General features: G+C 41.1%; 15 protein-coding genes. 13 read left to right on the top strand and 2 right to left on the bottom strand.

Annotated elements, in window-relative coordinates:
• The first annotated feature begins 404 nt into the window (after nt 1–404).
• The 6 genes from L5M49_RS17380 to tenpIN all read left to right on the top strand — a co-directional run bounded on the left by L5M49_RS17380 (nt 405) and on the right by tenpIN (nt 10,362).
• The gene (locus L5M49_RS17380) at nt 405–1,127 is read left to right on the top strand and encodes a thioredoxin fold domain-containing protein (RefSeq protein WP_263266535.1); all 723 of its coding nucleotides are present in this window, start codon (nt 405–407) and stop codon (nt 1,125–1,127) included.
• Nucleotides 1,124–1,990, top strand: coding sequence for a hypothetical protein (locus L5M49_RS17375; protein ID WP_263185316.1), 867 nt, complete (start codon nt 1,124–1,126; stop codon nt 1,988–1,990). Before L5M49_RS17380 ends, L5M49_RS17375 begins: the two co-directional genes overlap by 4 nt.
• Complete coding sequence (locus L5M49_RS17370; RefSeq protein ID WP_263185315.1) at nt 1,987–2,757, top strand: TraV family lipoprotein; 771 nt, start codon at nt 1,987–1,989, stop codon at nt 2,755–2,757. Before L5M49_RS17375 ends, L5M49_RS17370 begins: the two co-directional genes overlap by 4 nt.
• Nucleotides 2,757–5,354, top strand: a complete 2,598-nt coding sequence (locus tag L5M49_RS17365) for a TraC family protein (RefSeq protein ID WP_263185314.1) — start codon at nt 2,757–2,759, stop codon at nt 5,352–5,354. The genes L5M49_RS17370 and L5M49_RS17365 overlap by 1 nt, the downstream gene beginning before the upstream one ends.
• A 1,096-nt stretch (nt 5,355–6,450) precedes the next feature.
• A complete protein-coding gene (locus L5M49_RS17360; RefSeq protein ID WP_263185313.1) occupies nt 6,451–7,536 on the top strand; it encodes a replication initiation protein in 1,086 nt (361 codons plus the stop codon).
• A 2,343-nt stretch (nt 7,537–9,879) separates the two neighbouring features.
• A complete protein-coding gene (gene tenpIN / locus L5M49_RS17355) occupies nt 9,880–10,362 on the top strand; it encodes a type III toxin-antitoxin system TenpIN family toxin (RefSeq protein WP_263185312.1) in 483 nt (160 codons plus the stop codon).
• Nucleotides 10,363–10,704: 342 nt separating this feature from the next.
• Here tenpIN and L5M49_RS17350 read toward each other — a convergent pair whose 3' ends face one another.
• Both L5M49_RS17350 and L5M49_RS17345 read right to left on the bottom strand, forming a co-directional pair.
• Nucleotides 10,705–10,950 carry a hypothetical protein gene (locus L5M49_RS17350; protein ID WP_263185311.1) on the bottom strand — a complete coding sequence of 82 codons (246 nt, stop codon included), beginning with the start codon at nt 10,948–10,950 and terminating at the stop codon, nt 10,705–10,707.
• Between the two features lie 71 nt (nt 10,951–11,021).
• A complete protein-coding gene (locus L5M49_RS17345; RefSeq protein WP_263266534.1) occupies nt 11,022–11,993 on the bottom strand; it encodes a hypothetical protein in 972 nt (323 codons plus the stop codon).
• A gap of 354 nt (nt 11,994–12,347) precedes the next feature.
• Here L5M49_RS17345 and L5M49_RS17340 point away from each other — a divergent pair, with 354 nt between their 5' ends.
• From L5M49_RS17340 to L5M49_RS17310, 7 genes are all read left to right on the top strand, one after another.
• On the top strand, nt 12,348–12,941 hold the full coding sequence (locus L5M49_RS17340) for a tyrosine-type recombinase/integrase (RefSeq protein ID WP_012588474.1): 594 nt from the start codon (nt 12,348–12,350) through the stop codon (nt 12,939–12,941).
• A gap of 164 nt (nt 12,942–13,105) precedes the next feature.
• Nucleotides 13,106–14,209, top strand: coding sequence for a helix-turn-helix domain-containing protein (locus tag L5M49_RS17335; RefSeq protein ID WP_263266533.1), 1,104 nt, complete (start codon nt 13,106–13,108; stop codon nt 14,207–14,209).
• The gene (locus tag L5M49_RS17330; RefSeq protein ID WP_263266532.1) at nt 14,190–14,507 is read left to right on the top strand and encodes a PIN domain-containing protein; all 318 of its coding nucleotides are present in this window, start codon (nt 14,190–14,192) and stop codon (nt 14,505–14,507) included. Before L5M49_RS17335 ends, L5M49_RS17330 begins: the two co-directional genes overlap by 20 nt.
• Before the next feature lies 1 nt (nt 14,508).
• Complete coding sequence (locus L5M49_RS17325) at nt 14,509–14,706, top strand: hypothetical protein (protein WP_227257087.1); 198 nt, start codon at nt 14,509–14,511, stop codon at nt 14,704–14,706.
• Between the two features lie 55 nt (nt 14,707–14,761).
• Nucleotides 14,762–16,345 carry a type I restriction-modification system subunit M gene (locus tag L5M49_RS17320; RefSeq protein ID WP_263266531.1) on the top strand — a complete coding sequence of 528 codons (1,584 nt, stop codon included), beginning with the start codon at nt 14,762–14,764 and terminating at the stop codon, nt 16,343–16,345.
• The gene (locus L5M49_RS17315; protein ID WP_263266530.1) at nt 16,342–17,634 is read left to right on the top strand and encodes a restriction endonuclease subunit S; all 1,293 of its coding nucleotides are present in this window, start codon (nt 16,342–16,344) and stop codon (nt 17,632–17,634) included. The genes L5M49_RS17320 and L5M49_RS17315 overlap by 4 nt, the downstream gene beginning before the upstream one ends.
• A gap of 88 nt (nt 17,635–17,722) precedes the next feature.
• Complete coding sequence (locus L5M49_RS17310; RefSeq protein ID WP_263266529.1) at nt 17,723–18,724, top strand: Fic family protein; 1,002 nt, start codon at nt 17,723–17,725, stop codon at nt 18,722–18,724.
• Nucleotides 18,725–18,730 lie beyond the last annotated feature (6 nt).

Here is an 18,730-nt window from a genome sequence, read left to right as displayed (position 1 = left end):
CAACTTGTCGACTTGCAACTGGATAGGAGAACGATTTAGTAAGTAGAGATTATTACATCTAGATAAGTATGCCTTTATTTTATGTTTAAGCTCTTTTTGTGTCCGCGTAGCCCCAACAAAACGTCTGAAAGCGGATAAATTAACAAAGTAAATCTGCAACACTTTTAGGTACGAATTGGACGATATTAGATCCGGATCTTCTACCACTGCAACATCCATTTCCACGCCTTTATTCATTACCACCTCTCTATCTGAAAAATCATCGGGTCATTACGATGGAAGGAGATTTTCTCACACACTAAAGCCCCATAAATTTGGTTCAGCGACGAAAATCGTTCCTGAATCAGAAAACTGTGAAGTTTTCATGAGTGATAATGCCCCAACTTAATTAGCGAGGGGCAGAAATGAAAATATCAAACGTTAAGATACTGGCAACCGTGATAAGCATGGCCATAACCGCACCATCATTTGCGGCCAATGTAGCCAAAGATGAGGTAAAAGCAAAATTCGAAAACCTGCTGCCATTTAAAGTCAGCATAGTAACAGACTCCCCTCTTGCTGATTTTTACCAAATTGAGTCAGAAAAAGGGATTTTCTATGCTTCTAACGATGGCAAATACATTTTCTCGGGCTCACTTCACAAATTTTCAGATGGATTAATGAATGTCACGGCGATTAGGCAGCGAGAACTTGCTAACGAGCAAATGGCGGTACTCCAAGGTGATCTAATCTTATTCCCTGCTAAAAGTGAAAAATATCGTGTGACAGTCTTTACCGATCCAACATGCGGCTATTGTCGCAAGTTCCATTCAGAAATACAGCAATACAATGAACTGGGCATCACCATCGCTTATGCGGCGTTCCCTCGCGGTGGTGTCAAATCAGAAATGGCCACTCTCCTAAGAAATGTCTGGTGCTCAGAGAACCAAGCAGAAGCATTGACGAAATCAAAAAATGACATCCCGGTTGTGGCCAAAGCCTGCACTGACCCTGTAGATAAGATGTATCACTTAGGGGAGTCTTTAGGCATCAGTGGCACCCCTTCCATCATTTTACCCAATGGTGAAATGCTGCCCGGATACCAACCTCCCCAACAATTACTTCAAACATTGGAGAATGCAGGATGAGATGGATCACTGGAATAGCTTTAGCTTTGACAATCAATAGCCCGATGACAATGGCATTAGATCTCGAAGAAGCTGCCAAGATGAAAGACTCTCAAACCTCGGTAGAGACAAGTTTTTCTGACGAAGTAAAAAAAATGATGAGCGAATTGGGCGATGTTGAAATTGTGCGAATGATGCCAATTAAAAACGTAATGCTTATACAGCTCAAAGGTAAGCCCCCTATGTTTATATCTTCCAATGGTCGATTCCTTATTGATGGGGAAATTAAAGACTTATGGAACATGACTCCCGTAAAAACGGCTAAACAAGCAGATGATACGTGGCTACTTAACTTAGATTCATTTGCTAACGGCACACTAATGAATCAAATGGCGGTCATCCCATTTGGTAACCCAAACATAGCAAAGCAAGCCAGAGTATTCGTTAGTCCGACATCAAAAGAATCTCAAGAATTTTTAAGCAACCTTGACCCGTTTAAAGTCAATCTTGATTTAATAATCATGCCGCACGACAAAGCTTCTATCAATTCAGCGATGAAAGCTTGGTGTGGATACTCTACAACGGACAGTATTCAAGTGCTCACTACTGGGAGTGTTGAGGGTATTGGACAACGAGAATGTTCAGAAGAAGATTTGAAAAAAGTCATGACTCCAATGCTCATGGCCATGTACTTGGACATCAATAAAGTACCCTATTTCGTCCGTACAGATGGGCGTCGTTACGCAGGTATTCCAGAAAAACAACAGGAATGGCTAGAAAACAAACCCAAAGAACCTGCTGTTACTGAAAAACAATCACCCCCAGTTACCAGCGATTCTACAACAACACAGCCTACACCCAATGCTGAGGAAATCTTTCAATGAGAAATTTAGCCATCATAGTTCCATTCGCGTTAAGCATTCTAAGCTCTGGTTGTTCACTACAGGTTGGAGAAGATGAATTTTCATGTCCTAACGACTCAAAAGGCGCGGCTTGTTCATCAGCTCGACAAATACATGACTTAACCAATGACAGGTCAAACCTTGAGGGGCTCAATGTCTCTATGGGTAAAATTCAAAAACCAGTAGAAGAAAAAGAAGTTGAAACAAACGCAGCTATGACAGATGGAGATGATTCCTTCCTATCTGATAATCCTGTTAAACCAAATATAAATGCTGAAACCAATCAAACTGTTTCAATAGATAAAGGTCATGCAACAAACGAAGTCTATGAGCCTTTATCGCATCTTCGCCATGACACAATGCCAGAAGCCGAATTAGTCCCTGAGCCTCTTAATAGAACGTTCGGCGCGGTTACTGGCGTCCAAGATGAACATGGACAACTCATGGTACACAGACAATCCCCGATGGCATTAGCACCAGAGCCATTAGCCGTTATCCAACAACCTAAAACAATGCGGATATTAGTTGCAGCATGGACAGACTCAGACGGTGATCTTCACATGCCGGGCTTTGTTTATGTCGAAGTTGCGCCAAAGAAATGGTTGGTAGGTGAGCAAGCTAATGACCGCCCAGGCCGAATAGTCCCACTACAAATCCAGCAGCTTACCCAAGAAGAAGAACGACGTCAGGCCCACACAAAACAGGGCTCAAGTAGTTTAGGCGTAACAGAGAAACAAGGAATTAAATGATGAGTGTTTTTTCTAGTTACTTCAATAAAATCCGCCAACTTTCAAATTACGACAAAATTGACGAAATGTTTGGTTTTATAGGTTATGAAACCGATTATTTCATAATGGAAGGCGGCGGAATGGCCGTGGTCTTTTGCTGCCAGCCTACTCCGGGTTGCAATGAAGAGCTAAAAAACACTTGGGATGCCATATATAAAAAGGACTTCCCTGCAGACACCACTATTCAAACTCAATTGGTTGCTTTGCCGGACATAGGGTATTTCATTAGCCAATACGAACTAACACGCGGCAATCGAATGATGGGTAATGACAATGAACTGACCACATCGATGGCAGAGTCATTGGCTCAAGATTTGGAAAGCAAAGTATTCAAAGACATGCACAACGGTGGGCGCCTTAGAGATTTTGAGTTTTGGGTGACGATTAGAGTGCCTACATCGGAATTACTCGCAAACGATCGTGAAGAAAAACGCTTTAGAGCATTGATCCTTGACTTAGAAGAAAGCTTAAAGGGTGTTGGTTTTGGACCTAGAAAGTTACAGCCGTCAGACTTGTTATGGCGCCTACAAGCACTATTCAATTCATCCAAAGATGCTCTTTGGCGAAATATCAATGCAAAGCCTAATGCAAGCCTGTCAATGTCTGAGCAGATTATTGAAAACGGCAACATCATTCACTTCACGCCTAATGGGATCGTGACCGGTAAGCCAAAGGATGTGAATAGTGAGGGGAAAATAATCTTTGAAGAAGATAACCAAACTCACATAAAAATTATGTCTTTAACCTCTTTGCCAGATGAAATTTACTACGGGCAAATGTTTGACTTGGTGGGTGACTGGCAGACTGGCTCCGTTTCTCACGGTGATCCATTTATGATATCTACTCTCATTCATTATCCAGAACAAGGCAAAGCCAAGAGTGATATAGGAGCGGGGCGAAAATGGTTACTAGGGCAAGCCAAAGGCAAAATCCTTGAATGGTTCCATGGCCTTGCGGATCAGAAACGAGATTACGACCAGCTTTGGACGGAAATTGATCAACGCGCGGCTAAGGTTGTTAACTCAGGTACTCATGTCATCGTATTTTCGTGCTCTGAAGAGAGAAGCGAACGCTCCGTTGCAAAAATGAAGCGCTACTTTGATGGGAAACGAATAACGTTTACGAAAGAATCGGTACTGACAGGGCCACTGTTTCTGCAAAACATACCTTGCATGATGGACAAGGGATACGCCAACTTTAGACGGCATTCAATTTATTCATCGGAAGCATTGGTATTCCTAACTCCCCACATGAGTAATTGGAAGGGCAACACAAACCTCCCTATTGTTCCGTTAGCCACCCGAAACGGACAGATATTCTTTTGGGATTTATTTAAAACCGACGGTGGGTACAATTTCTTACTGAGTGCGGCAACGGGATCAGGTAAATCAGTGTTGGTGAACTACATCGTAAACTGCTATCTCAATTCAGGAGTCAAAACAGGCGGGTCATTGCGCCGGTTACCGCATCAAAAGGGATATGAGATAGAGGAATTTGATGACGGTGCTCAGGTGTTCATTCTTGATAGTGGACGCTCATATCAGAACCTCGCAGAAATGTTCGTTGATAGCCAATTTATATCGTTTGATAGCAATTTCAAATTCTCCCTTAATCCGTTTCCCTCAATACACGAATGGACAGGTGATGACGGGCAAGGCCCAATGATCTTAACCATGTTTAAGGCTATGGCTGCACCGAAGCATGGTGTGTCTGAAGTACAACGTGCCGAGATGATGACAATGCTCACGGATATGTGGAAAGAGTTGGGTCAAAAATCCACAGTAACTATTTTTGTTGAGCGCTGTTTGCAGCATCCAGAGGATTACATGCGCCAAATAGGTAAACAGTTAAAGATTTTCGCTGAAGGTGGCGTGTATGGACATCTGTTTTCAGACCAGCGCCCCGCTATTAACTTTGACGGTCGGCTGGTGGTTGTTGAGCTAGAAGAATTACAGAACGATTTGCATCTGCAGCTCGTTGTAATCTTGGGGATCATTAATCAAATCCAACACAAAATATTCCAAGGCGGTACTGCTCGCAAGAGTCTCTTCTTGCTTGAGGAAGCTTGGCAATGGATGGCCGGCGATAAGGACGGTGACAAAGGCGCTCTTATTGAATTCGTTGGGGAATTCTTACAGGCTGCATTCCGTAAGTTCCGTAAAGTAAGGGCATCTGGTGGGGTCATTACACAGAACCTTTTGGACGCAACAAATAATGCTGTTGGACAAGCAATTTTGGCGAACACGGATTGGAAATTGTTCCTGGGTCAAGATCCATCATCCGTAGACAAAATCAAGAATACGAAGTCATTCACAGCGACGGACGCACAGTTCAACCAAATGAAATCAGTCCATACCAAGAAAGGCGCTTATTCAGAAATCATGATCTTTCACAAACAGATGAGTGAGATTTGCCGCTTAGAACTCGAACCTGAAACCTTAATGATTTTCTCTACGGACGCCGATGACCGCGAGTTAATGAAGAAGTATCGCAGCTTGGGGAACGGGGTAAAAGAAGCGGCGAGGTTGTCAGTGTTTGAAAAAATGAGGTCTGTGTAACTAAACAATACATGTTTTTGTCATTTGGAGTTAAAGATCATTTTCTTGTCAATGGCCAAGACTAAATGACATTAAATTGTCTTTAGTCATGGCTTAATTACATTTTCTTGTCTTAAATAATGACATCTCGAACTAAAATTACTTATACCAAATTGATTTATATACATATTTATAAAAAAGTTCAAAATTTCGCGATGACAAGAAAATGATCTTTAATTTTAGTGTGCATATCCTGGTAGTTAAAACCTCCCAATAAAATCATAAGAGACTGATAAATAATAACTAAATCAGAGTGAACAATCTTAAGCGGCCTTTAGTTAGAGTGTTAACCTAAAACATAGTAAAAATAAAATAACCTTATTAAACAATATTATACGCTGGAAAATTTGAATATTACATGAATTTGGCGTGCTGATATGACAAGTTTATGTAATCCAGTAAATCATATAAAATATTTTTCATAAATATCATATACATACACAAGTAAGCATTCAAGTTTTCCAGCGAAACACCTTGATGAATGACAAGAATATGATCAATTGAATGACAAGTTTATGCAAAATAGTTTGAAAAATAATTTATAGTTAATAATCATAGATATACACGTAAAACGCTTTTTTTTTACAGACGTAATCCTGTGATAAATGACAAGAATATGATCAATTGAAAGACAAGTTTATGTAATTTAGTTTGAAACAGTGAGCGTTACCATAATAATCAATAACTAGTAAGCACAACTAAAAAATACCCTTGCAAATTAATGGCATAGCCATTAATCCAAGGTACATTTCTGGCATAATTTTGTGATGAATGACAAGAATATGATCGATTCAATGACAAGAATGTGATCTATTGGAAACTCCATTGATTGCATTTACATAAACTAAATGTTTTTCAGTGACATAGGTGACTAAAGCGGATGTATTGGAATGGCAGTCCTACGGAGTTGGCTTCATCCAGATTGACAGGTTTATGTAAAGCAAAAGACAAGTTTATGTATTTATAACAGACAAGTTTACGTTTGCAATGAAGACAACATTATGTAATATTCATCGTTAATTGTCGTCCAAGAACTTATTTACACCAAAGGTTAAGCATGACTACAAGCGCTGACAAAAAAAACAACTCTAAGCATGTGGAATTGGGACTGCAAGAAACAATGCCAGATGTGTTCAAGAAGTCTCATGAATTAATTTTCTCTCGTCAGAGTCTCACATCTCATGAACAAAACATTTTTAACTTAATGATTGCTCACATGAAAGCAGACCATTGGGATACTTCAAAGCCAGGTCCTACTTATGAATTTCCAGCACAAACGCTTTCGGAATGGTTTGATATAGAGTCAAACCATTTAAGTACAACGCTTGCTCCTGTCGCTGACAGGCTAGCGGCGCGAACAGTAGGGTTTGCAAACAAGGACACTGGTGAATGGGATTACATTCCAATTTTGTCGCGGATCAGGTACAAGGACGCAAAACTTTTAATCACCCCCAATCACGAGCTTAAAGAACAGTATATTGATTATTCGATTAATGGATATGCATTAATCAATCGTAAACCTCTGTATAAGCTGAGAAAAACATACAGTAAGCGCCTGTATGAAGTGCTCAGCCGTTTTAAAAGTAGTGGGTACAAGCAGCGACCAATTACGATTATGGAATTAAAAGGCTATTTCGGTTTATTCGATGAAAAGGGGAATATTAGTAACACCTATAAAAGCCTTGAAAGTACAGGTGTTTTCATAAAAAGGTGTATCGCCGATTCGTTTGAAGAAATTTCAAAAATTTGCAAACACGAGTTATTGCTGTTCCCGGGAGATAAAGGAGATCTCGGTTATAGCCTTATTAAGAAAGGACGAACTACAACAGGGATTAAGTTCCATTATAAGTGGATAGACAACAAAGTTAGTATGGATGAGGTTACAGCTAAGGACGTCATCAAAGACATGGAAACCAGACGACTAATCAAGAAAGAATATCTGTCAATCGAAGATTTAAAGTTCTTAGCTGAAGCATACATGGTGTTAGAAGATATCGAGTCAGCAAGTGAAATCTACAAGGTAATTGAAGAAAAAGAGATTGCCAAGGCCGAAGATCCGGAAGAGCAAGCTGAGAACGAAAAGAAAGCCTTTTTAGACAAAATTAAACAGCTAAAAGCATCAAATGCTGATGTAACGTATTAGTTTGGAGTTTTTGTCACGCCAAGAAAATGATCTTTAGTCGCCAAGTAAATGATCCATTCAATTGCAGAGATAGGTATTTTTTGCCTGATAATTAAGAAGTTGACAAGTTTTTGTAATTTTGAAGACAATAAAACGATCTTTAATGACAAGAATATGCAATACAACATAAGAAAGCGTATATTTTTTCGACTACCCCTCAAAAAATGCTTATTATTTGTGCTTGTGGATAAGTGACAACAAAAAAAAGATCATGAATAACAATAAAACGATCCTCAATACCAAGAAAACGATCTTGAATAACAATAAAACGATCCTCAATGACAGCTATTTGATCGACAAAGACAAATAATTGTCATCTTTACATTTTTTTGTCATCGCAACCACTTGATTTTTAAGGGTTAAATAGCAGTTGTAACGCTTCCTATATCTTTATATATTTAATATCTTTTTATAATTATATAGATCTTATAGAAGGGGCATTTTATTATTGAAAGAAGAATACGACATCGAAAAAAGCTTGCAGAAAAATTCAGCGATCTTTGTAATGGTAAGGATTACGATTAAAGCGAGTGTCACGAGTCCAAATATATTGTTTACGACTAACAACCGTAATTGAGTAACTTTCAACACTTCAGAGTATAACCTAACGATAGCAGCCATTCCGAACACTAACATTACCAATCCAATAATCAATTGAGAGAAATCGGCCTTACTTGGCACGCAATGTGCCAATAGAATATCTTAAAATAACCATAAAGCGGTCAAATAACCATTGTACGGAGAGATAAGGATAACTTCGCATATTGCCATCAGATTTATAAGAACGAGGCTTATATCGCCGTTTAGAGTGATTTTTCTAAAAATAAATCGCTACATCGGGCCTTAGATGGGAAGTCACAAGATAGAACCCCCTATTCCTGCAAACAATGGTGCAATTCCAATTCCAATTACTGAATTGGTGATTGGTGAAAACCATAAAGGCCGCGTGAATGACATAGCCTAGCGTGTGATCCATCTGATTTGGTTTGAAAGGCTGAAAATCAACAATTTAATGTCTGAATCGCATTGCTGTTAACAAGCGAGCTGATTCATGAAGAACAATGCCAATTGACCTAAAAGCAACGTATAGGTAGTGGTTCGAGGATTGAGCGACGAGGTTTCTCAACACCACAATCATCACCAAATAATCCAATGTAGAAAGGATAACCATGAAATCCATTGTGCTTTCTGGCATTTCTAATGCGCAACAGTATTTTCAATTGGACACATACCAAGAAGATACGCATGGTGCCAGGCGTCGTAAACGATACCCTCATCCAACACCACGTCGAATTCTCGATTAAATAGTTCGTAAACCACTACAGAACTAATCTCATTGATTTGCAATTCACGGCTATATCCCCGGACCAAAAAAGCCTTATCTAGTTCAGCCAATGTCTGCCTACTGAAAGTCATTTTCATTTTTCTGAGAATTGACTTTGCAAGCAATGACACTCGAATCTCATATCGAATGTGTTTTTCGATGTCATGTACCGTCGTGGTGTCTAGGAAATATGGCACTAGAAATCTATCCATTGTATTTACTCAAAGATTAACAAAACCCCAATGATTTCGTAAGCAAATCCAGTAAAACATGGGGCTTAAATCGAGCAACGAAGACGAAAATGAATAAATGAGGGTAAATAGAAATTACAGTATGATATGAGCATACTCGTAAGTATTGATTCTTTGTCGATTCCGATGTTGTGGGGGAGGAATCAGTCTCATACTCAGTATTAAGTTTGATACTGAGTAATAAAGATTCATACTCGCCCAGTAATTCAGGGGTAAAGCATTGCGGCAGAATGGTAAACATGCGGGGATCTTGCTGGTAAGTTTTTGCAGGATTTCCGCTTTTTTTGCAACAAACTGGTAAACATAAGTGGCTTCTTTACCGCCTGTTGCAGAAATGTGGTAAAGCGTTGCGAGTGTTCTCGGTTCTGCACCTGCATTAAAGACCGGGTTATAGGGTTTTGAGTATAAAGAATCATACTAAAATGGCGGTAATGTCCTTCGTTACCACCTGTTTTTACTCGTTTTTACCCCGAAATGAATTATAACCTCTGCTGTATTTTGTTCTTAACGGTACTTCTAAAGACCTAACTCGTATTTGACATCTGCAAGTCTTTGATTGATACTAAGCATGTAGTTAGTGGCGGTAGGAACATCCCCACGTAAAAAACCTAAATTCCTGTTATTTTTGTGGCGGTAGGAACATCCCCACGTAAAAAACCTAAATTCCTTGTATTAACTACCCTAAAAACCTCGACTACTGTCGAGGTTTTTTTGTTTTAGGCGAAAGAAATGGAACTCAAAAAGCTAGCTACATCTTTTTACACCGATAATCCGGTACTTACACAAGCTCTCGATTTCGATATGAAAGCCCAAATGTGGTTTACGGGTGATAAAATTAGAGGTCACGGCATTGTTCAGATCAAGATCAGTGAGGGGTTAACCTTCGCTATCCCTGTACGCTCAAACATTCTGCACAAGGCGAGTTTCATTCTAGAAGTCTCAAAGGTTAAGGGTGTTAAAGGGATGGGGCTGGACTATTCCAAGGCAATGCTGATTAAGAGTGCTCAGCATGTCAGTGCTGATGTGTTCGTTTTGAGAACGAAAGCGTCAGGTAAAAAGCTGGTTGGTAAAGAGAATCATATCACTTCAATGTATCTGGCCTATGTTGAGAAGTACATCGCAGCCGTGAAAGCGTCCGATATAAATATTCTGAATAGTGCAGAATACCGATTTACCACGCTGGTCAATTATCATATTGAATTGGGCTTGTGACCCACTGTAATTAATACTTATCCTTTTCCGGCTAGGATACTTTAATGCTGTGATACTTCCTTATCCTGACACATTTTAAGTGGCTAGTATGAATCTTTATTATTCAACGCTTCATTTGATAGAAGGAATTCAACAGTAATCGGCAACTTAGTGTAAGAATCGGTGACAGTCCCGTCAGGAGCTACGTCGACAAAAAAAACATGGGTCATAGCAGAAGGATTTTTAATATGTATTGCTACTGACTAACCCTGATAGCGAGCGTTCAAAGTGTCAATGACTTCACGCGCGGAAATTGCAATAGAATCTTTACCAAATGATTTTATTTTGTACATAACAATCTTCCTAGAAAATACCACTGTCTGGATCAAAATGATGAAGTGGGTCAAATTTATCTTCATGGAAAAGACTTTTTTCGCCATAAAATTGGTTATTTCTTCGCGTTAATTTCGTAGGTGCTGGTTTATCAGATTTACACGCTTTGACGATAGACATAATTATCAAAATAACGATTAATAATAACGCAAATTTCACTGATGATGTCATGAAGCCAATAACGATACACCCAATAAATAATAAAAAACCTTTCATTATAGACACCTGTTGATTTACCTGAGAACAATTACAGTATCTCATAGTCAATGAATCGCACAACTATCCCGTCAAATTACACCCAATTTTGCGAGTGTTGTTACAGAATATTGGCGAATCTTGGGGCTTAAAAGGCGGCGGCACTCTGCTTCGTGAAACTGATATAGCAGATGATAGCTTAAATCCGCGTAGCCGAAATTAAGGCTATCGAGGTATTCATGTAAATCATCGTTGTCACAAGCGATTTTTAAATCGGTCGTAGAACAACCAAAGGTTACCGCTAATCGTTTTAGCTCGTTGTTAGAACAATGGGAAACGAAGTCATCTAAGTTGCCTAAAAACTCGGTGAAATCATACCCAATACCAGACTCTTCAAGATAAGGAACATTAGCCCCTGACCACACAGATTCGATAGCCGTGTCCACGATGGATCTTTGCATGGTGGTCAATATTTTACCCTCCCCTACCAGTTTTCGTAGCCGAGTCGAGTCACATGATAACTCAGTGCCAGGGCTTACATATTTTGCATGGTGTACAAGCTGAGATTCTGACGAACCAAGAAAATGTACGCGAATTGGCTGTGTGAGTTTCAAAAAGGAAATGATCTTGCTAGCTGAAAGCGCTTCAGCGTTCGATGGCAAACCAATCACTATTTGATGATGGTATTGAACTGGAATGACCGATAGAGCGAAGTCATAGCACTCTGTTAGCGTTTTAGGGCCATTTTGAAGAGGTATCATAATCGATGCGCCCTCAGCTAACAGCTGCTTAATCTGCTCAATGTATTTCAGCAATAATGACAATGAATGAGCTTGTTCGCCCACAACATCAGGAGCCACAAAGATAACTGTACCAGCATAAAAACAGCCATTTATTATTTCTGCGTAACGCTCAAATACTCGCTGAAAATCCAATGTGTTACTTAGCTCATGCTTTAGATTATATTTAAAAACCCTGAATGCCCCAGAATCAAGTAGCAGTTGCCCGTTGCGATTAGCGTACTTAATCAACAATTCTCGCCCCAATGCAGAAGTATCGAGCATATTGACGCATATAGGCACATTGGCATTGATAAGGCCGATCAGATCTGATTTTGAAGATGCACCCGATCGATACAGATTTGAAAGGTTATCATTGTGCGTTTATATAATAGTTTGATAATTCTTAATAATGTTTGATCATTTATATAATAGTTTGATATTTTTTGGCTCTTTTGGTGAATGTGCGGATTAAGAGTTAGCACATTTTTGCCCCATTATCAGTTAGACCAAATACACTACATATTTTTAGTTTCAAATCTGTCACAACTTCCTAAATAGCATATCTATTCAACTCATTGACCTCAATCTCAAGCTAAAATAAATAAGGACATTTCTAAAGTCATTTAGGGGTCAGTTATGTGGACGAAAAAAGGCCATCGAACTGGGCAGAAAAAGCCCTTTAAGCTCGAGGATATCTGGCGTATCCGCACTAGACTCGAAATCGAAGGTAATATCATGGAGCTAGCGTTACTTAATCTCGCTATTGATTGCAAGTTACGCTCGTGTGATTTACTCAGGATGAAAGTAAGGGATATTTCGTCAGGTGGTATTATCCAAAATCGTGTCCTTTATAGCCAAAGTAAAACGGGTAGAGAGGTACAATTTGAAATCACGTCACGCACGGCACAATCTTTAACCCAGTGGTTTATACACAGCCAATTAGCCATTTCAGACTATCTTTTCCCAAGTCCTCGAAAGTCGGGCAGACCAATGAGTTATAGCTGTTATTCAACAATCATTCGTCGTTGGGCATCACAACTTGGCTATGACTCTCACCTGTATGGAACTCACTCTATGCGAAGAACAAAAGCAACGTTGATCTATGCTCGAACAAAGAACATACGAGCCGTGCAGCTACTACTAGGCCATGTCAAGTTGGATAGTACCATTCGCTATCTAGGGGTAGAAATGGAAGATGCATTAAATATATCTGAAGATATAGAGTTTTGACGTTACCCGTAATAAGTCTAGATACATCGGTAGGTTGTAAGGTTAGGCATGAGCAAAATGGAGAACCCTGCGCTGCAAAATAGATAGAAAATCTTATTTATAAGGTTTATATTAAACGTAATTTTAATGACTTTATAAACCGAGCTATTGCTTGAGAGGATTCCATGTTTGCAGAACGCTTAGAACGAGCCCGTAAGGCTGCCGGGCTATCCATGAATGCATTAGCCAACGAGGTAGGACTGTCCGCTAACGCCATTAAAAAGTATGAACATGGCACGGCTATGCCTTCTTCTTCAAACCTACTAAAACTCGCGAAAGCGCTCGATGTGCGCACTGAGTACTTCTTTCGTCCAACGAAGGTGAAACTAGAGGGCGTAGAGTACCGCAAGCGTGCTAGTACACCAAAGAAAGTTTTAGACCGAATTAATGGCGATGTTTTAGAACAAGCTGAACGTTGGCAAGAGCTTTTAGAGTTGTATCCCGACTCAGTGAAGCCTATCCCTGAGTTTACTTTACCAAATGAGCTTCCTGAACAAATTACTAGCATAGAACAAGTTGAAGACTTAGCTATTCAAATGCGCCATGCTTGGGAGCTAGGGCTAAACCCTATTCACGATATGATCGATACCCTCGAAGCTAAGGGCGTGATGATTATTACCACGGATGTGGAAACAGGTAAGAAGTTTGACTGTTTAGCGGGCAAGATTGGTAGCACTCCTGTAGTGGTGATCTCTACCGCCCAAAGTGGTGACCGTCAGCGCTTCACCTTGGCCCATGAACTTGGGCACTTAGTCGTGCATGGTCGTTTAGCTGAAGGGATTGATGAGGAGAAGGCTTGTAATGCCTTTGCTGGTGCATTTCTTTTACCTACCCAATCACTTATTGAACACTTGGGTGAAAAGCGCCGTCATATTGAACCGCGTGAATTACTGATGCTAAAGCACGAATACGGTATTAGCATGCTAGCGGCACTGTTTCGAGCTGGCCAATGTGGAATAATTACGCCTGCGACTCAGAAAAATCTGTTTATGCTGTTTAGCAAAAATGGCTGGCGAACGGAGGAGCCAGGAAAAGCTTACCCGCATGAGTCGACTTATCTACACAAGCAACTCGTTTATCGTGCGCTAGGTGAGGAGTATATTGGGGAATCAAAAGCCGCAGAGTTACTGGGAATGTCGGTTTCTAGCTTTCGTAAAGAACGAAAGTTGGAGGTGCCGACTCAAGCACAGTTAGCTCAGGAGGCTAGCCGTGCAGCAGCTGCTAATTAGTGATGCCAATATCCTCATTGACATGAAAGAAGGTGGTTTACTGGAAGCAATGTTTCAGTTGCCCTATGACTTTGCAACGCCAGATATTCTTTTTGTTGAAGAACTTGAAGAAGATCATCCCCACCTTCTGGATTTAGGGTTAGCGCTAAAAGAGGTTTCTGCAGAATCAATGATGTATGCCATGCAGCTAACGGGGACCTATACCCAAGCGAGCCGAAACGATTGTTTTGCCCTTGCTTTAGCAAAGCAAGAACAGTGTCCTTTACTGACTGGTGATATGGCACTTACTGACTGGTGATATGGCACTGAGAAAAGCAGCAGAAAAAGAAGCTGCCATTGTTAAAGGCACAGTTTGGCTAGTAAGCCAACTGGTGGTTCATCAGCAAATCAATACCGAACAAGCGCGAGCAGCCTATAAGCAGATGCAAGCCAATGGCAGGCGTCTACCTTGGCATATCGCAGAACAAGCTTTAGTAGAACTAGAGCAAGTAAATTAATAATTAATAGGTTGCCCTCATAAAGTGCAATTTAGAACGATCAGGAATTCTAATAATGACAAGTTTACAACAACGTGCCGAACTTCAACGCCAAATATGGGCGATTGCCAACGATGTGCGAGGCTCAGTGGATGGCTGGGATTTTAAGCAGTATGTATTGGGTACGCTGTTCTACCGCTTTATCAGTGAGAACTTTGAAGTCTACATTACTGGTGGTGACGAAAGCGTTAACTATACAGCAATGGACGACAGCGATGAAAATATCATAGCGGCAAAAGATGATGCTATTCGTACAAAAGGCTATTTTATTCTTCCTAGCCAGCTGTTCAGCAATGTGGCGGCTAATGCACACAAAAACGAAAACTTAAATACCGATTTAGCTACTATTTTTGCTGCCATTGAAAACTCAGCCAATGGCTATGATTCAGAAAAAGACATCAAAGGCTTGTTTGCGGATTTTGATACCACCAGTAATCGTCTGGGTAATACAGTAGAGGCAAAAAACAAGCGCCTAGCCGCTGTGTTAAAAGGCGTGGCAGGTTTAACCTTCGGTAATTTTGAAGGCGGTTTTGAAGGCCGCTTTGAAGACAACCAAATTGACTTATTCGGTGATGCTTACGAGTTCCTGATTTCAAACTATGCCGCCAATGCGGGTAAATCCGGTGGTGAATTTTTCACGCCTCAGCATGTTTCAAAACTCATCGCGCAGCTCGCCATGCACGGCCAAACCAGTGTGAATAAAATCTATGACCCTGCGGCGGGTTCGGGCTCGTTGCTCTTACAAGCTAAAAAGCACTTTGATGCGCATATCATTGAGGATGGTTTTTTTGGTCAAGAGCTCAACCACACCACCTATAACTTGGCGCGTATGAATATGTTTTTGCACAACATTAACTACGACAAGTTTAATATTCAGTTGGGTGATACCTTAACCGAACCGCACTTTTTAGATGACAAACCCTTTGATGCCATTGTCTCAAACCCGCCTTATTCGGTGAAATGGATTGGTAGCGACGATCCAACCCTAATCAACGACGACCGCTTTGCGCCCGCTGGCGTACTTGCGCCTAAATCAAAAGCCGACTTTGCTTTTGTATTACATGCGCTCAGTTACCTATCAAGCAAAGGCCGCGCAGCCATTGTCTGCTTCCCCGGTATTTTTTACCGTGGTGGTGCTGAGCAAAAAATTCGCCAGTACTTGGTTGATAACAACTATGTTGAAACTGTGATTTCACTGGCACCTAATCTATTCTTCGGCACCACCATTGCGGTAAATATTTTAGTGCTGTCTAAACACAAAACCGACACCACCACCCAGTTTATCGATGCCAGCGGTTTGTTTAAAAAAGAAACCAACAACAACACCCTCACCAACGAACACATCGAAAACATCATGAAGGTGTTTGCCAGCAAAGAGGACGTGGATCACTTTGCCAAATCCGTTGATTTGGATGTTATCGCAGGCAACAGCTACAACCTTTCGGTGAGCAGTTATGTAGAAGCGAAAGATAATCGCGTAGTCACAAATATTACTGAACTCAATCGAGATCTAAAAACCACTGTTGCAAAAATCGATAAGCTTCGCAGTGATATTGATGTCATCGTGGCGGAAATTGAAGGTGAGGAGCTTGAGGTATGAGCAATATTAGCTTTATGGAAAAGCTGTTGGATGGTGTAGAGGTGGAGTGGAAAGCGCTGGCTGAGCTAGGCGAGTTAGTTCGTGGAAATGGCTTACCAAAAGCCGATTTTACGACTTCGGGTGTGCCTGCTATTCATTACGGACAGATTTACACTCATTACGGGCTTTCTACCGAAACAACGATATCTTACGTTTCGCCTGAAACAGCCAGAAAACTAAAAAAGGTAAACACAGGTGATGTTGTTATCACAAATACAAGCGAAAACCTTGAGGACGTGGGAAAGGCTTTAGTTTATCTGGGTAACTCAGAAGCGGTTACAGGTGGACACGCAACCATCTTTAAACCCAATAAACTTATAATCGGCAAATACTTTGCGTATTTCACGCAAACATCTACTTTTTTTTCCGCGAAGAGAAAACTTGCAAAAGGAACTAAAGTTATTGATGTTTCTGCGACCGATATGGCAAAGATTCAAATCCCCATCCCATGCCCAGATTACCCAGAAAAATCGCTGGCAATACAAGCTGAAATAGTGCGTGTTCTGGACGCATTTACTGCCATGACCGCCGAGCTGACCGCCGAGCTGACCGCCGAGCTTAACATGCGGAAAAAACAATACAACTACTACCGCGACCAGTTGTTAAGTTTTGAAGAAGGTGAAGTTGAGTGGAAGACGTTGGGTGAAGTGGCCGAGTATTCAAAGGCTCGTATTAGTTACACAGAACTAGATGACAGCAATTACGTTGGTGTTGAAAGCTTACTTCAGAATCGAGCTGGTAAAATAGACTCCACTCGAACCCCAGATAGTGGAAATCTTACACAATACAATCCTGATGATATCTTAATAGGGAATATACGTCCCTATTTGAAGAAGATATGGCATGCAGATCGAGTTGGCGGCACGAATGGTGATGTTCTTGTGGTTCACCCTACTGATACAGCTATAAATCCACGATATTTGTATCAAGTTTTAGCTGATGACAAGTTTTTTGAATACAACATGCAACATGCAAAAGGCGCAAAAATGCCACGCGGAAATAAGCCAAAAATCATGGAGTATTTGGTTCCTATTCCATTTGCTAGCAATAGAGAGAAATCTCTTTCGGAACAAGAACGCATCGTTACTATTCTCGACAAATTTGACACTCTAACGAGCTCCATTACCGAAGGCCTCCCCCGCGAAATCGAGTTACGCCAAAAGCAATACGAGTATTATCGTGACCTGTTGTTGAGCTTCCCTGCCAGTCCGGCAGGCGGGCCGAAATCTCATTCAGATGAGGCAGCTTAATGAGTAAAACGCTAACGGAAATAGCAGAGTCAGTTATCCGGAAATTCCGGATAACTGTCAACGAAGGTAAGTATAAGGAGGCTGCTTAATGGCCTATCAACCACCTTTTACCATCACCAGCGATATTTTGAACTTGGTGGCACAAATCAGCCAGCAGGTCGGCGAGTTAAATGCCAGCCAGCTCAATGCCTCGCCGCAATTGCGCAAGCAAAACCGCATAAAAACCATCACCGGCACGCTGGCGATTGAAGGCAATAGCTTAACTGAAGAACAAATTACCGCCATTGTTGAGGGTAAGCCCGTGCTCGGCAGCGTGCGTGAGCTGGCCGAGGTAAAAGGCGCGATTGCCGCTTATGATGCACTGCCTGCATTCACACCCAGCGAGATTTCCGATTTACTCACGGCTCACGGTTTAATGCTGTCAGATGTTCTTGTAAATGCCGGTGAGTTTCGCAGTAAAGGCGTGGGTATCCATAAAGGTGGTGTGGTGCACCATGTTGCGCCGCCTGCGCATCAGGTATCCGGTTTAATGGCAGATTTACTCCAATGGCTCAAGCAAACAAAAGATCATCCATTGATCGCCAGTTGTGTGTTTCATTACGAATTTGAGTTTATTCACCCCTTTGCCGATGGTAACGGCCGAATGGGGCGGTTATGGCAAACACTGATTTTGTCCAAGTGGCATCCGTTGTTTTTATCTTTGCCACTAGAAAGTGTGATTAAAGACCATCAGCAAGCCTATTATCACGCCCTTGAGCAGGCCGATAACCAAGCAGACAGTACGCCGTTTATTCATTTTATGTTGTCGGTTATTCAGCAAACACTCGCGCAAAACGCCTCTGTAAGTGCCCCTCTAAGAGAAGGTAAAAACGCCCCTGTAAATACCCTTATCAATGTAACGGGCCTTAAAACGCCTGAGGCTATTTTAGCATTGCTCAGTAACACGCCCGAGCTAACCCGACAACAACTCGCCGATACCTTGAATAAAGACGTTAGAACCATTGGTCGCGCCATTAGCAAACTACAAAAAGAAGGCAGGTTAACTCGGGTAGGTTCAGATAAAACCGGCCATTGGCAAGTCACTGAATAATGCGAT

It is taken from the genome of Shewanella sp. SM74 (assembly GCF_025653725.1).
Classification (GTDB): Bacteria; Pseudomonadota; Gammaproteobacteria; order Enterobacterales; family Shewanellaceae; genus Shewanella; species Shewanella oncorhynchi.
This window is presented reverse-complemented; position numbering and strand designations above follow the sequence as displayed.